The organism is Trinickia symbiotica (assembly GCF_003028655.1).
GTDB classification, from domain to species: domain Bacteria; phylum Pseudomonadota; class Gammaproteobacteria; order Burkholderiales; family Burkholderiaceae; genus Trinickia; species Trinickia symbiotica_A.
This window is the reverse complement of sequence record NZ_PYUC01000003.1, coordinates 353,389-367,942: the sequence shown is the minus strand read 5'-3', so window position 1 is coordinate 367,942 and position 14,554 is coordinate 353,389. Positions and strand designations below refer to the sequence as shown.

13 protein-coding genes and 1 tRNA gene are annotated in these 14,554 nt (G+C 65.3%); 12 read left to right on the top strand and 2 right to left on the bottom strand.

Annotated elements, in window-relative coordinates; all coding sequences use genetic code 11:
- The 12 genes from C9I57_RS07760 (at position 1) to C9I57_RS07705 (ending at position 10,816) form a co-directional block, all read left to right on the top strand.
- On the top strand, positions 1-648 hold the full coding sequence (locus C9I57_RS07760; protein ID WP_107150032.1) for a LysE family translocator: 648 nt from the start codon (positions 1-3) through the stop codon (positions 646-648).
- A gap of 130 nt (positions 649-778) precedes the next feature.
- Entirely contained in the window at positions 779-1,636 is an 858-nt protein-coding gene (htpX, locus tag C9I57_RS07755) for a zinc metalloprotease HtpX (RefSeq protein ID WP_107150031.1), read from the top strand.
- Between the two features lie 120 nt (positions 1,637-1,756).
- Complete coding sequence (rsmB, locus tag C9I57_RS07750) at positions 1,757-3,217, top strand: 16S rRNA (cytosine(967)-C(5))-methyltransferase RsmB (protein ID WP_107150030.1); 1,461 nt, start codon at positions 1,757-1,759, stop codon at positions 3,215-3,217.
- On the top strand, positions 3,214-3,807 hold the full coding sequence (locus C9I57_RS07745) for a DUF4390 domain-containing protein (protein ID WP_107150029.1): 594 nt from the start codon (positions 3,214-3,216) through the stop codon (positions 3,805-3,807). The genes rsmB and C9I57_RS07745 overlap by 4 nt, the downstream gene beginning before the upstream one ends.
- Positions 3,797-6,232 carry a sensor histidine kinase gene (locus C9I57_RS07740; protein WP_107150028.1) on the top strand — a complete coding sequence of 812 codons (2,436 nt, stop codon included), beginning with the start codon at positions 3,797-3,799 and terminating at the stop codon, positions 6,230-6,232. The genes C9I57_RS07745 and C9I57_RS07740 overlap by 11 nt, the downstream gene beginning before the upstream one ends.
- Positions 6,233-6,925: a response regulator transcription factor EsaR gene (gene esaR / locus C9I57_RS07735; RefSeq protein WP_107150027.1), complete on the top strand. Its 693-nt coding sequence runs from the start codon at positions 6,233-6,235 to the stop codon at positions 6,923-6,925. It abuts the gene before it with no gap.
- Between the two features lie 59 nt (positions 6,926-6,984).
- Positions 6,985-7,060, top strand: a tRNA-Phe gene (locus C9I57_RS07730).
- Positions 7,061-7,319: 259 nt separating this feature from the next.
- The gene (gene queC / locus C9I57_RS07725; RefSeq protein WP_107150194.1) at positions 7,320-8,051 is read left to right on the top strand and encodes a 7-cyano-7-deazaguanine synthase QueC; all 732 of its coding nucleotides are present in this window, start codon (positions 7,320-7,322) and stop codon (positions 8,049-8,051) included.
- Positions 8,052-8,100: 49 nt separating this feature from the next.
- Entirely contained in the window at positions 8,101-8,733 is a 633-nt protein-coding gene (gene queE / locus C9I57_RS07720) for a 7-carboxy-7-deazaguanine synthase (RefSeq protein WP_107150193.1), read from the top strand.
- Positions 8,734-8,743: 10 nt separating this feature from the next.
- Positions 8,744-9,190 (top strand): 6-carboxytetrahydropterin synthase QueD, encoded by a 447-nt coding sequence (queD, locus tag C9I57_RS07715; protein WP_107150192.1) that lies wholly within the window; start codon positions 8,744-8,746, stop codon positions 9,188-9,190.
- Between the two features lie 64 nt (positions 9,191-9,254).
- The gene (locus tag C9I57_RS07710; protein WP_107150026.1) at positions 9,255-10,037 is read left to right on the top strand and encodes an HpcH/HpaI aldolase family protein; all 783 of its coding nucleotides are present in this window, start codon (positions 9,255-9,257) and stop codon (positions 10,035-10,037) included.
- Positions 10,034-10,816 carry a tetratricopeptide repeat protein gene (locus C9I57_RS07705; RefSeq protein ID WP_107150025.1) on the top strand — a complete coding sequence of 261 codons (783 nt, stop codon included), beginning with the start codon at positions 10,034-10,036 and terminating at the stop codon, positions 10,814-10,816. The genes C9I57_RS07710 and C9I57_RS07705 overlap by 4 nt, the downstream gene beginning before the upstream one ends.
- A gap of 60 nt (positions 10,817-10,876) precedes the next feature.
- Here the strand turns inward: C9I57_RS07705 and rodA are convergent, their stop codons facing one another.
- Together rodA and mrdA are read right to left on the bottom strand one after the other, a co-directional pair.
- The gene (gene rodA / locus C9I57_RS07700; RefSeq protein WP_107150024.1) at positions 10,877-12,028 is read right to left on the bottom strand and encodes a rod shape-determining protein RodA; all 1,152 of its coding nucleotides are present in this window, start codon (positions 12,026-12,028) and stop codon (positions 10,877-10,879) included.
- Between the two features lie 14 nt (positions 12,029-12,042).
- Positions 12,043-14,544, bottom strand: coding sequence for a penicillin-binding protein 2 (gene mrdA, locus C9I57_RS07695; RefSeq protein WP_107150023.1), 2,502 nt, complete (start codon positions 14,542-14,544; stop codon positions 12,043-12,045).
- Positions 14,545-14,554: the final 10 nt, after the last annotated feature.

Genomic DNA, 14,554 nt, shown 5'->3' with positions numbered 1-14,554 from the left:
ATGTTCGGCATCGTCCATTTCCCGTTTTTCGTCGTCGCGGTGTTCCTCTTGAACGTGACGCCGGGGCCAGACACGGCGTACATCGTTGGCCGCAGCGTCGCGCAAGGACGCGGGGCGGGGCTGATGTCGGCGCTCGGCATCTCGGCCGGCTGCTGCGTGCATACGCTCGCCTGCGCGTTCGGCCTGACTGCGCTCATTGCCGCCTCGGCGGCTGCCTTCACGGTCGTCAAAATCGTCGGCGCCATTTATCTGATGTATCTCGGCGTGCGGCTCATTTTCACGGGTCCTTCCAAGAAGGGCACGGATGCCGCACGACAAGCAAGCGCGCCGGCGGCCCCGAAGCCACTGAGGCAGCTTTTCGTCCAAGGCTTTTGGACCAACGTGCTGAACCCGAAGGTAGTCTTGTTCTTCGTCTCGTTTTTCCCGCAGTTCGTCGCAGCCGAAAGCGAACACAAGACGCTCGCCTTCTTGATGCTCGGCGCCGTCTTCATCGCGATGAGCACGGTCTGGAATAGCTTCGTGGCCTGGATTGCCGGCAGCGTGACGCAGCGTCTCGGCGGCAAGCCCGGCGTCAAGAAGTGGCTCGACCGCGCCGTAGGCAGCGCATTTGTCGGCCTGGGGCTGAAACTCGCCACGGCGCAACATTGAACATTGAATTTTTCTGCTCCGCCACAACCTAACGAATCGCTTACAATCGATCGCTGCGTATGGCGACGCGGCGCGCTTTCCGCGCGCCGGCAACGAAGCCCTTGGTGAGAAGAAAGGAAAAGGAGTCCACATGTTCAACTGGGTCAAAACCGCGATGCTGATGGCGGCGATCACGGCCCTTTTTGTCGTGATCGGCGGGATGATCGGCGGTTCGCGCGGCATGGTCTTCGCGCTGGTCATTGCATTTGCGATGAATTTCTTTTCGTACTGGTTCTCGGACAAGATGGTCCTGCGCATGTACAACGCTCAGGAAGTCGACGAGGCCACGGCGCCCCAGTTCTACAGGATGGTTCGCGAGCTCGCGACACGCGCCGAACTGCCGATGCCGCGCGTCTATCTGATCAACGAAGATGCGCCGAATGCTTTTGCGACGGGCCGCAATCCCGAGCACGCGGCCGTCGCCGCGACGACGGGTATCTTGCGCATCCTGTCAGAGCGGGAGATGCGCGGCGTGATGGCGCACGAGCTCTCGCACGTGAAGCACCGGGACATCCTGATATCGACGATTTCGGCGACAATGGCCGGCGCGATCTCCGCGCTGGCGAATTTCGCGATGTTCTTCGGCGGGCGCGACGAGGAAGGGCGTCCCGCCAATCCGATCGCGGGCATTGCCGTGGCGTTGCTCGCACCGATCGCGGCGGCGATGATCCAGATGGCGATTTCGCGCTCGCGTGAGTTCGAGGCCGATCGCGGCGGCGCACGGCTATCCGGCGATCCTCAGGCGCTCGCGTCGGCGCTCGACAAGATCCACCGGTACGCCTCGGGCATCCCGTTCCCGGCGGCCGAAGCCCATCCGACCACGGCGCAAATGATGATTCTGAATCCGCTCTCGGGCGGCGGTATCGCGAATCTGTTCTCGACGCACCCGTCGACGGAGGAGCGCATCGCGCGCCTCATGGAAATGGCTCGTACGGGACGTTACGACTGAGCGCAAACGGGGCGGCCGTGCACGCCCCGTCCATGGGACCGGGCTCTTCGACGAGAGCGGCTACAATGTCGCGTTTGTTCTACGCGATGCCCTGAGCGGCATGCCGGTTCGTCTCTTCCCATGACCCGATCTTCGTCGCCGCGCCGTCACGCCGCTAAGCCTGCAACCGCGCGCGGCTCCTATCTCTCGGCACTGCATCTCGCGCCCGATTCGCTCGGTTTCGCACTCGATGCAGCGGCACAAGCCGTGGGCGCGGTGCGTGGGGGCACGGCGTTGCCCGCGGCGCTCGCCGCCGTCCACGCGCAAAGCTCGGCCGCCGCGGTCGCGCTCTCGCGGGGGGCGGTGCAGGATATCGCTTATCGAACGCTGCGCCGCCTCGGCACGGCGGATTGGCTGATCGCGCGGCTCGTTCGCAAGCCGCCACCCACTCATGTCGCCAGCCTGCTCGCCTGTGCGCTGGCTTTGCTTGCCGATGAGGAAGATGGCGCGATGACCGGAGCCGAGGGCCGTTCGGCCTATGCGGCCTATACCGTCGTGGATCAAGCCGTCAGCGCGATCGGTGCGCGGCGCGAGCTGGCGTTTGCCAAAGGACTTGTCAACGCCGTGCTGCGCAACTTCGTGCGCGAGCGCGCTTCGCTGCTCGGCGAGGCCGCGACCGATGCCGTCGCGCGATGGAACTATCCGCGCTGGTGGATCGACGCGGTGGCGCGCGCGTGGCCCGAGCGTTGGCAGCAAATTCTCGACATCGGCAATCGGCCTGGTCCGCTTACGCTGCGCGTCAATGCGCGACGCGCGACAGTCGCGGCCTATGAGCAGACGCTGCGCGAAGCGGGTATCGAGGCGCTCGGAATCGGCACGCATGCGCTGCGGCTCGCGGCGCCGATGCCGGTCGAGCGAATTCCAGGCTTCGCGGAAGGCGTCGTATCGGTGCAGGACGCCGGGGCGCAACTCGCGGCCGAATGGCTCGGCGCGCGCGACGGCATGCGCGTGCTCGATGCCTGCGCGGCACCGGGCGGGAAGACCTGCCACGTGCTCGAGCTTGCCGACGTGAGACTCGTCGCGCTCGAGAGCGATGCGGAGCGGGCGGTACGCATCGGCGAGAATCTGCAGCGTCTCGGGCTCGAGGCCGACGTGCGCATCGGCGATGCGGGCGCGCCCGAGACGTGGCACGACGGCACCGCGTTCGATCGCATTCTTGCCGACGTGCCTTGTTCGGCCTCCGGCATTGTTCGCCGTCATCCGGATATCCGCTGGCTGCGCCGGCCCGCCGACATCGCGGCGCTCGCGCGCGAGCAGCAACGTATCGTCGATGCGCTTTGGCCGCTCGTCGCGCCTGGGGGAGAGCTGCTTTACGTCACGTGTTCGATCTTTCCCGAGGAGGGCGAGGAGCAGGCCGCGCGGTTTGAACGCGTGCATCAAGATGCGGTACGATTGGACGCGCCGGGGCAACTGGCGCCGGTCTCGGCCAGCGCGGCGAACGCGCTGGCGGCGTCCGAGACAGCCGGCATGCGCGCCGCTGAGCGCACCGGGTCCGATATCGACCACGACGGTTTTTTCTACGCGCGCTTTCAGAAACGGTGACGATCAGCAAACGCTTTTTCCCGCTTCGGCTCGTGGCCGTGCTCTGGATAGGGCTGACTCTTTGCCTCGCCGCGGCGGCGCCGGCGCATGCCGATCCGATTGCCGTCCAGCGCGCGTCGCTGCAGGCCGACGGTTCGGGCTGGAGCCTCGATGCGCGCTTCGAGTTCGAGCTGAACAGCAGCCTCGTCGAGGCGGTCAATCGGGGGGTGCCGCTTTATTTCACGACCGACTTCGAGTTGACGCGCGCGCGCTGGTATTGGTTCGACGAGCAGCCGGTGTCGATCTCCCAGACGTGGCGTCTTTCGTTTCAGCCGCTCACACGCGAGTACCGTGTCACGAGCGGCGGTCTGCAGCTCGGTTTCGGCTCGCTCGACGACGCCCTCGCGGTCATCAAGCACGTGAGCTCTTGGCACGTGATCGACCGCACGCAGGTGCAGGCGGGCGAAACATACACGGCATCGGTACGGATGGCGCTCGATACGGCGCTGATGCCGAAGCCGTTCCAGGTCGACGCGGTCAACAACCGCGATTGGTCGCTTGCTTCCGATTGGAAGCGCTTTACGTTTACGGTGGCCGAACATGCTAAGTAAGGCGCGGGTGCGCCGTGCCGCTGACGCGAAGAACATCGTGCTGCGCGTGCTCGTCTCGACGGTCGCCGTGACGGCGCTCTTGCTGCTCTTGCTGCTGGCCGCCGCGAGCGCGAACACCGAGTTCTTCGATCGCTACTATTCGTGGCTCTACGCGGCGAACATCGCCGTTGCGCTCGTTTTTCTGCTCGTCGTCGTCGCGCTTTGCGTGATGATTCTCGTGCGTTTGCGCAAGGGCAAATTCGGCACGCGGCTGCTTGCGAAGCTCGCTATCTTTTTCGCGCTCGTCGGCGTCGTGCCGGGTGCCATCATCTACGTCGTCTCGTATCAATTCGTCTCGCGCAGCATTGAGTCGTGGTTCGACGTGAACGTCGAGACGGCGCTCACGTCGGGCCTCAATCTCGGCCGCGGCATGCTCGACGCGACGCTCTCGGATCTGCAGACGAAGGCACGCCTGATGTCCGAGCAGCTCGCGAGCGCCGGTCCGGCCAACACGACGATCACGCTGCTGCGGTTGCGCGACCAGTTTGGCGTTCAGGAGGCGATGGTCCTCGAGTCGGTGAGCGGCGGCGTGTCGGGTGCGGCGCCGGGACTGCACGTCGTCGCGCAGGCGTCGGGCGGCAACATCGCGTCGCTCGTGCCGGACGACATGCCGACAGCGCTCATGATCGATCAGGCTCGCAGGCGCGGTTTCGCGGCGGTCGAAGGCGAAGTCGACGACGATTCGCATGCGAACGGCTCCAAGGGTGCGCTGCGCTTGCGCGTCGTCGAGCGCATACCGGATGCCAGTACGTCGCTGTTGCAGCCGGCCGAGCGTTACTTGCAACTGACGCAACCCGTATCGCCATCGCTTGCACGCAATGCCGACGCGGTACAACGCGCCTATCGCGAGTACCAGGAGAAGGCGCTGGGCCGCACGGGGCTGCGCAAGATGTACATCGGGACGCTGACGCTCGCGCTCTTTCTCGCGACGTTCATCGCGATGATGCTCGCGCTTGCGCTCGGCAATCAGCTCGCCCGGCCGCTTTTTCTGCTGGCGCAGGGAACGAAGGAAGTCGCCGAGGGCGACTACACACCCAAGCGCGAGATCAAGACGCGCGACGAACTCGGCTTTCTGACCCAGTCGTTCAATGCAATGACGCGCCAGCTCTCGGAGGCGCGCGCGGCCGTGGAACGAAACCGTATCGCGCTCGAGCACTCGAAGGCTTACCTCGAGAGCATTCTCGCGAATCTGACGGCGGGCGTGTTCGTGCTCGACCGGCAATTCCGTCTCACCACGGCCAATCGCGGCGCCGAGCGCATCTTCCGGCAGCCGTTCCAATCGATGCTCGGCGCTTCGCTCGAGCGCATCGGCGTCATGGCGGAATTCGCGGCGATGGTCCGCAAGGCGTTCGCGGATCGCGACGCGGCAAGCACGGGCGGCCCGGACGACGGCCACTGGCAGCAGCAATTCGCCGTGCCGATCGCCGGTGAAACGGAGCCGATCACGCTGCTCGTGCGTGGCTCGCGGCTCGTTGCGAGTCTCGAGGGCGGCCTCGACGCGAAATCCGACGAAGCGCAAACGACGGGCTACGTGATCGTGTTCGACGACATCTCCGACGTGATCTCGGCGCAGCGCTCCGCTGCGTGGGGCGAAGTGGCGCGGCGGCTCGCCCATGAGATCAAGAACCCGCTCACGCCGATTCAGCTTTCGGCCGAGCGATTGCAGATGAAGCTCGCGGACAAGCTGACACCGCCCGATGCCGACGTGCTCAAGCGTGGCGCGACGACGATCGTGAACCAGGTGGCCGCGATGAAGCGAATGGTGGACGATTTTCGCGAGTACGCGCGCACGCCCCCCGCCGTGCTGGCGAACTTGCAACTGAACGAGCTCGTGGCCGAAGTCCTTTCGCTTTATGGCATCGAGGAAGGCAAGAGCCCGATCGTCGTCGATCTGCACACGTTGCCGGTCATCAAGGGTGACGCGACGCAGTTGCGCCAGGTCATTCACAATCTGCTGCAAAATGCGCAGGACGCGGTCGCCGACGTCGAAAATCCACGTGTCGTGCTCGAGACCAAGACAGTAGAATATGGCGATCCCGACGCCCAAGGCAAAGTGCGCGTCGCGGTTCGCCTGACGGTCTCGGACAACGGACCGGGCTTTCCCGCCCGCATTCTCACGCGCGCATTCGAACCTTATGTGACGACGAAGGCCAAAGGGACGGGGCTCGGGCTTGCCACGGTCAAGAAGATCGTCGACGAGCACGGCGCTCGCATCGACATTCGCAATCGCGTCAAGTCGGGCGAAGCCGTCGAAGGTGCGCAGATTTCGATTTTGTTCCTGCAGATGGCGGACGACGGCGCGCCGCCCGCGGCAGGGCATGCGGCAACGCGCGGGGGCGCCACGCCGGGAACGACAAAAGCAATAGCGCAGACAAGGGCAGCATAAATGGCAACCATCCTGGTGGTAGACGACGAAATGGGTATTCGAGAGTTGCTCTCGGAAATCCTGAGCGACGAGGGACATGCCGTGGAAGTGGCGGAAAACGCGCAGCAGGCGCGGGATTACCGCTTGCGCCAAGCGCCCGACCTTGTGTTGCTCGACATCTGGATGCCCGATACGGACGGCGTCACGCTGCTCAAGGAGTGGGCGGCGCAGGGGCAATTGACGATGCCCGTCATCATGATGTCGGGACATGCGACGATCGATACGGCCGTCGAAGCGACGAAAATCGGCGCGCTCAACTTTCTGGAAAAACCGATCGCGTTGCAGAAGTTGTTGAAGGCGGTCGAGCAAGGGCTGGCGCGTGGCACCGCGCTGCCGGCCGTAGGTGGCGTCGCCGCGGCGAAGTCGACCGTGCCCGCTAACGCGACGACGGTCGCCGCGGCCGTTGCGCTGCCCGGCCTCACTCCCGACAATGCGTCGGCGGGCACCGTCGCCGCGCAAGCGGCCTCGATTTCATTCGATATCCCGCTGCGCGACGCGCGCGACGCGTTCGAGCGCGCCTACTTCGAGTACCATCTCGCGCGCGAGAACGGCAGCATGACGCGCGTGGCCGAAAAGACGGGCCTCGAGCGCACCCACCTTTATCGAAAGCTCAAGCAACTCGGCGTCGACCTCGGCAAGAACAAAGGGGAATGACGAGGCGTCAAAAGCGCTTGAGGAGCCATGAAGTCCTTGCTATAATCTCGCTTCTTCGTGGCCCGGTAGCTCAGTTGGTAGAGCAGCGGATTGAAAATCCGCGTGTCGGTGGTTCGATTCCGCCCCAGGCCACCAGCGGTACATAACCCCAAGAATCGCAAGGTTCTTGGGGTTTTCTTCATTGCTCCGGGATCGTCGCCGAGGCGCATCGGCACGCGTCGAACGTGCGGGCAAGCGCAGATGTTGCCGGCCCGACCCGCGGTATAAGGAACGGAACGCCTGGCTTCGGAAGGCGAGGCCTATACTGGGGAAGCCGAAGTCGTGTCGGCGCGGCGCGCGATACGCCGCGCAATCGCTGCGGTTCCTTTTCATTACGCGTCACGGAGTGTTCACGGTGATTGAGAGAGACGCTAAGACAGGCGCGCTCGTGTTGTTTTCGGGCGGCCAGGATTCGGCCACGTGTCTGGCATGGGCGCTCGATCGCTACGAGACCGTCGAAACGATCGGCTTCGATTATGGCCAGCGCCACCGCGTCGAGCTCGAGTGCCGCGAGGGTATCCGTGAACGGCTCGCGCGAGACTTCCCCGCGTGGGCCGGCCGGCTCGGCGACGATCATCTGATCGATCTCTCCGTGCTCGGCTCGATCAGCGATACCGCCATGACGCGAGAGATCGAGATCGAGACGGCCGCGAGCGGGTTGCCGAATACGTTCGTGCCGGGCCGCAACCTGATGTTCATGACGATCGCCGCGGCGGTGGGTTATCGGCGCGGCCTGCGCGTGCTCATCGGCGGAATGTGCGAGACTGACTTTTCGGGTTACCCGGATTGCCGCGACGACACGATGAAGGCGCTGCAGGTCACGCTCAATCTCGGGATGGCGAGCCGCCTGATCATCGAAACGCCGCTGATGTGGCTCGACAAGGCCGACACGTGGCGGCTCGCCGACACGATCGGCGGGCAGGCGCTCGTCGAGTTGATTCGGGTCGAAACTCACACGTGCTACGTCGGCGAGCGCGCGGAGCTGCACGACTGGGGTTTCGGCTGCGGCGAATGCCCGGCGTGCCGGCTGCGCAAGCGCGGCTATGAGGCCTACCTGATCGGCGAGAAGGTGACCCAGCCCGCCTGAGCCGGGCGCACCGCGCGTCGCCGCGAGCATGGACGGAAAAACAGGCAACATGACATACGCAGTCAAGGAAATCTTCTACACGCTACAGGGTGAAGGCGCGAATGCGGGGCGCCCCGCCGTCTTCTGCCGGTTCGCCGGATGCAATCTCTGGTCCGGGCGCGAAGAGGACCGCGAGAGCGCCGTGTGCCGCTTTTGCGATACCGACTTCGTCGGCACGGACGGCGAAAACGGCGGCAAGTATCGCGATGCCGCCGCGCTCGTCGCCAAAATCGCCTCGCTGTGGCCGACGGGCGAGGACTATCGTTTCATCGTCTGCACGGGCGGGGAGCCGATGCTGCAGCTCGACGCGCCGCTCGTCGATGCGCTGCATACGGCCGGCTTCGAGGTGGCGATCGAGACGAACGGCTCGCTGCCGGTGCTCGAATCGATCGATTGGGTTTGCGTGAGCCCGAAGGCCGACGCGCCGCTCGTCGTCACGAAGGGCAACGAGCTGAAGGTCGTCATTCCGCAGGACAATCAGCGTCTCGCCGAATACGCGGCGCTCGATTTCGATCACTTCCTCGTGCAGCCGATGGACGGCCCGTCGCGCGACCTCAACACGCGGCTCGCGATCGACTGGTGCAAGCGTCATCCGAAATGGCGCTTGTCGATGCAAACGCACAAGTACCTGAACATTCCCTGACCTCGCCGTGCTGACGATTACTCGAAAACTCGAATTCGATGCGGGCCACCGCATTCCCGACCACCGCAGCCAGTGTCGCAATCTGCACGGGCATCGCTATGTGCTCGAAATCACGCTGCAAGGCGACGTGATCGAGACGGAGGGCGCGCCCGATCGCGGCATGGTGATGGATTTCGCGGACGTGAAATCGCTCGCGATGGAGCATCTCGTGAGCCGTTGGGACCACGCATTCCTCGTCTATGAAGGCGACGAGCGCGTGCGTGATTTTCTCGCGTCGATGCCCGATCACAAGACCGTGGTGCTCGAGCGCGTGCCGACCGTCGAAAACCTCGCGGCGATCGCTTTCGAGACGCTTTCTCACGTCTATGACGCCCATTATGGCGTCAATCTTCGCCTCACTCGCGTGCGGCTTTTCGAAACGCCGAACTGCTGGGCCGATTTCGTCCGCGACGCATGACGGCGTCGGGCGGCCGCGTTATTGTCACGGTATGATCGGTGGCGTTCAAGGGAGGAAGCGGCCGATGAGCGCATTCACGAATCCCCTCAAAGAGCGCCTGAAGGAAGCCGAGCCTCTCTATGGGCTTTGGCTGTCGCTCGGCAGCCCCGACGCGGCCGAGGCACTCGCGCATACCGGGTTCGACTGGCTCTGCATCGATATGGAGCACGCGCCCAACGATTCGGCCGACGTCACGGCCCAGTTGCGGGCCATCGCGGCAGCCCATATGCCGACCGAGCCCGTCGTTCGCGTGCCGGCGGACGAGCCATGGCTCGTCAAGCGCGTCCTCGATGCGGGCGCGCGGACGCTGATGTTCCCCAATATCGAATCGGCCGAAGCCGCGGCACGCGTTGTGCGTCTTACGCGGTATCCCGGCGCGGGTTCGCCCGATGGTCTGCGCGGCGTGGCCGGGGTCGTACGAGCGTCCGCGTTCGGCGCGCGGCGCGACTATCTGCAGAGTGCCAACACGCAAATCGCGACGATCGTGCAGATCGAATCGGCACGCGCACTCGAAGAGGTCGAGCGGATCGCCGCGACGCCGGGCGTGGATTGCCTGTTCGTCGGGCCTGCCGATCTGGCCGCGAGCCTCGGGCATCTCGGCGATACGAAGCATCCCGACGTGCTGGCCGCGCTCGCTCGCGTGGCCGCGGCGGCCAAGCAGGCCGCGGTGGCGGCGGGCATTTTCGCGCTCGACGCGGCGAGCGCCCGGCAATACCGCGAGGCGGGCTTTCAGTTCATCTCGCTCGCCGCCGACGTGCTGTGGCTCGTGCGCGCCGCGCGCAGCGCGTTGCAGGAGGTACGGACATGAGGAAAGAGATGCTGGCCGCGTGGGCGCGTTCGGCGCTCCCGGCAGTTTCCGCGCTCGCGCTGGCCCTCGGCGGGCTCGTGCACGGCGAAGCCGCGCTTGCCGATGAGGCGCCGCTCGCGCAAGCGAAATCCCCGCAGGCGAAGCCGGCCGGACCCGCTCCGGCGGAGAGCGACCCCGAGACGCAGTCGGCAGTCGCGGACTACAACGCCGGCAACTTCGGCTCGGCGCTCAAAGAGTTCCACGATGCGGCCGAGCGCGGCAATCGGCTCGCGCAGTTCAACTACGCGATGATGCTGCTCAACGGCGAGGGGACGCCGACGAACGTCGACGAAGCACGTCGATGGCTGCGCAAAGCGGCGGACGCCAACATGTCGCACGCGCAATACGTCTACGGCCGCATGTACGACGATGGCGAGTTCGTTTCGCGCGACCCTGCCGAGGCGCACCGGTGGTTCCTGAAAGCCGCGCAGCAGGGCCACGTGCAGGCCGAACTCGCGCTGGCGAACCAGTTTCTCGACGGACGCGGCACCGCGCGCGACAACAAGCAGGCGTTCTACTGGTACAAGAAGGCGGCCGAAGGCGGCGACATGACGGCTCAATACGTGACGGGCTCGTTCTATGAGCGAGGCGGTGACGGCGTTACGCGCAACATCAACGTCGCACGCGCTTACTACGCGGCCGCGGCCGCGCAGGGCGATCCGGCGGCGCGCCTGAAGTTTCAACAGCTCTCCAGCGAGTTGAAGCGCGAAGCGCAGGGGCAGCAGCCGAAGCCGCAGTAGCCGCGAGGCGCTCGGGGCCGGTTGACTGAGGCAGCCACGGCACGCGGCCGTTTCAATCCTTTACGACTTCATGAGCCGCTTGTGCCGGCCAACGCTCATGATGAGGCCGATCGCGACGCCGAGCGTCGTCAGCGCCGTACCGCCATAGCTCATGAACGGCAGCGGCACGCCGACGACGGGCAGCACTCCGCTCACCATGCCGACGTTGACGAACGCATAAGTGAAGAACGCCATCGTCAGTGAGCCGGCCAGAAGGCGCGCGAACTGCGTCGCACCGTTCGCCGCGATAAAGAGCCCGCGCGCGATCAGCGCGGAGTAGAGCAGGAGCAGCACGAGCTCGCCGGCGAGCCCGAACTCCTCGGAGAACACCGCGAAGATGAAGTCGGTGTGCTTTTCGGGGATGAAGTCGAGATGCGCCTGCGTACCCTTCAGCCAGCCTTTGCCGAGCGGTCCGCCCGAGCCGATCGCGATGACGGCCTGGATCGTGTGAAATCCCTTGCCGAGCGGATCCGAGGTGGGATCGAGCAGCGTGCAGATACGGTGCTTCTGGTAGTCGTGCATGAGCGGCCATTGCACCTGCGGCTGGCAGATCTTTTCCTGGAACGCGGCGATCGAGCCCACCGCGATGACGACGGCGATGAGCACGGGCGCAATGATCTTGAACGAGAGGCCCGCGAAGTAGATGACGAAAAGACCGGCGGCGAAGACCAACATGGCCGTGCCGAGATCGGGCTGCTTCGCGATGAGGCCAACGGGCACGAGCAGGATGACGAAGCCGACGATGAAGTCCCACCAGCGCAGCCCCGCTTCGCGCTTCTGGTAGTACCAGGCCAGCATCATCGGCGTGGCGATCTTGAGAATCTCGGACGGCTGAATGACGACGCCGACATTGATCCAGCGCTTAGCCCCCTTTTTCGTGATGCCGAAGAGCGCGACGCCGACGAGGAGCGCGATGCCGAACGTATAGAGCGGCACGGCGAAGCGCATCAGCGTGGTGGGCGGCACGGTCGCGAGCCCCCACATGAGGATGAACGTCAACACGATGTTGCGCATCTGGTCTTCCACGCGGCCCGGCACGTCGAGGCTCGCGCTATAGAGCGTGACGAGCCCGACGCAGAGCAGCAGGAAGACGATGAGCGCGAGCGGGCGATCGAAGCCCACGAAGAGCTTCTTGACTCGTTCGAGCCAGACGCGCTTGTCGTCGGAATTCATGTTCCCCTGGTCCTTTAATTGTGCGCGGCGGGCGATGTACCCGACGCGGCGCCGCGAGGCTCGCTCGCGGGCCCTAAAGCGCCGCCCTGGGCGGATCCGGGCGGACGCGGTGCCGGCGCATGATGCCTCAGCTTGGCGGCGAGCGCGGCCGACGCGGCCGCGCTGAGGCCCGGCAGCGATGCCGTAGAGCGCGACCTCGTCGCGCTGGCCGACGAGCCCATGCCGGCGTCGGGATCGGCGGCCGGGAATAGATCGGCGGCCGAGCCCGATGCGCCGGATGCCGCCGGGGCCGGAGCGGCGGAGGCGAACGCGTCGGAAGCAGGCATGAGTCCCGAAGCGACGATCGCGGCTTCGGCCGCCGATGCGGCGGGCGGCACGGAAGCCGGTACCTCGGGCAGAGGCAGTGCTTTGAAGCCGGCCGCTACTTTGATCGGGAGCGATTGATCGGCATGCGGCTCCGAATTGACGGCGCTCGCCACTACGCTGGCGCTGGCACCAGAGCCGGCCTCGGCCGGCTGCGCGACTTGCCCCGCCCCGGACACAGCGGCGGCTTCGGAGGCGGCCGTCGCGGATGCCGCGGCGGCAGCCGCCGCGACCTCTTGCGCGAGCACGCCCGGCTTATTGCGCTGGAGCAGGTAGTAATCGAGGACGCTCTTCGCGATCGGCGCCGCGACGCTGGCTCCCCAGCCGCCGTTCTCGACGATCAACGCGACGGCGATCTGCGGATGGTCGGCCGGCGCGAATGCGATGAAAAGCGAGTGATCGCGCAGGTGTTCGGCAAGGGCGCCGCCGTGGTACTTCTGGCCTTGCAGCGAGAACACCTGCGCCGTGCCCGTCTTGCCCCCGACGCTATAGGCGGCGTTGCGGAACACTTGATAGGCTGTACCGGACGGGTTGCTCGTCACCTCGGTCATCGCTTTCTTGACGAGATCGATCTCGTCTTGCGTGACGAGCGGAATGCGTCCGCTCTCGTGCGGTACCGTGAGCCTCGTCTGATGCGAGATCGGATTCTCGATTTCCTTCACGAGGTGAGGCCGCATGACGACGCCGTCGTTCGCGAGCGTCGCTACCGCGTGCGCCATCTGCAGCATCGTGAACGAGTTGTAGCCTTGGCCGATGCCGAGGCTGATCGTTTCGCCCTCGTACCAGCGCTGTTGCTCGGGCTTGCGATAGGCATGCTTCTTCCAGTCGGTGGACGGCAGAATTCCACGCGCCTCGCCTGCGATGTCGATGCCCGTGATCTGGCCGAAGCCCCACGGTTTCATGAAATTGGCGATCGCATTGACGCCGAGATCATGCGCCAGCATGTAGAAGTAGGTGTCGTTCGACACCATGATCGCGCGGTCGAGATCGATCCAGCCCTGGCCCTGCGGCACGTCGTTGCGGAACGTATGGCCGCCGAACGTATAGAACCCGGGATCGTGAAAGCCCCACTCGGGCGTGCGCTTTTTCAACGCCAGCGCGGCGAGCGCCATGAACGGCTTGTAGGTCGAGCCGGGCGGATAGGCGCTGTGGAGCGGGCGATTGAGCAGCGGGTGATCGGGCGAATTGTTGAGCGCGTCCCAGTTCTGCTGATCGATGCCGTCGACGAACGCGTTCGGGTCGAAGCTCGGCGCCGAGACGAAGGCGAGCACATCGCCCGTCGACGGCTCGATCGCGACGAGAGCGCCGCGGCGTCCCGCGAACGCCTGCTCGGCGACTTCCTGCAAGCCGATATCGATCGAAAGCACGAGGTTGTTGCCCGGCGTCGCCTGCGTGCGCGAGAGCGTGCGCACCGGCCGGCCGCCCGCCGTGACTTCGACCTCCTCGAAGCCGGTGAGGCCGTGCAGCTCGGTTTCGTAGCTCTGCTCGACGCCAATCTTGCCGATGTAATCGGTGCCCTTGTAATTGTTCGCGTCGAGCCGCGGATCGTAGTGGTCGGGATCGCTGTCGTTCTGCTCGCTCGCCGCGTCGATGCGTTCCTGGTCCCGTTGCGAGATGCGTCCGATGTAGCCGATCACATGCGCGGCCGTCGGCCCAAGCGGATAATTGCGGAAGAGCCGTGCACGCACGTCGACGCCCGGGAAACGGAAACGCTGGGCGGTGAAGCGCGCGACCTCCTCGTCGCTGAGCCGAGTGCGAATCGGCAGGCTCTCGAAGTTCTTCGAGTCCTCGAGCAGCTTCTTGAAGCGCCGCCGGTCGACCGCATCGATATTGACAACCGTGGCCAGCTTGTTGATGACGTTCTCGAGCGTGTCGTCGAGCTTCGACGGCGTGATCTCGAGCGTGTAGGCCGAATAGTTGCGGGCCAGCACCACGCCGTTGCGATCCGTGATGATGCCGCGGTTCGGCACGATCGGCGCGACCGAGATGCGATTTTCGTCGGCCTGCAGCGAGTACTTGCTGTAATGCCAGACCTGCAGATAGAGAAAGCGCAGCACGAGCAGGCCGAAGCAGACGAGCACGAAGAATCCCGCCGCCGCGACGCGCACGCGAAACTGCCATACCTGCTGCTGAGTGTTCTTGAATTCGGTCATGCTCTCGCGC

Bases quoted from the DNA above. Each gene is read 5' to 3' on its own strand.
- htpX (WP_107150031.1), top strand. From the start codon at position 779: ATGTTCAACTGGGTCAAAACCGCGATGCTGATGGCGGCGATCACGGCC.
- C9I57_RS07740 (WP_107150028.1), top strand. From the start codon at position 3,797: ATGCTAAGTAAGGCGCGGGTGCGCCGTGCCGCTGACGCGAAGAACATC.
- mrdA (WP_107150023.1), bottom strand. From the start codon at position 14,544: ATGACCGAATTCAAGAACACTCAGCAGCAGGTATGGCAGTTTCGCGTG.
- C9I57_RS07705 (WP_107150025.1), top strand. From the start codon at position 10,034: ATGAGGAAAGAGATGCTGGCCGCGTGGGCGCGTTCGGCGCTCCCGGCA.
- esaR (WP_107150027.1), top strand. From the start codon at position 6,233: ATGGCAACCATCCTGGTGGTAGACGACGAAATGGGTATTCGAGAGTTG.
- C9I57_RS07760 (WP_107150032.1), top strand. From the start codon at position 1: ATGTTCGGCATCGTCCATTTCCCGTTTTTCGTCGTCGCGGTGTTCCTC.
- queE (WP_107150193.1), top strand. From the start codon at position 8,101: ATGACATACGCAGTCAAGGAAATCTTCTACACGCTACAGGGTGAAGGC.
- rodA (WP_107150024.1), bottom strand. From the start codon at position 12,028: ATGAATTCCGACGACAAGCGCGTCTGGCTCGAACGAGTCAAGAAGCTC.
- C9I57_RS07710 (WP_107150026.1), top strand. From the start codon at position 9,255: ATGAGCGCATTCACGAATCCCCTCAAAGAGCGCCTGAAGGAAGCCGAG.
- rsmB (WP_107150030.1), top strand. From the start codon at position 1,757: ATGACCCGATCTTCGTCGCCGCGCCGTCACGCCGCTAAGCCTGCAACC.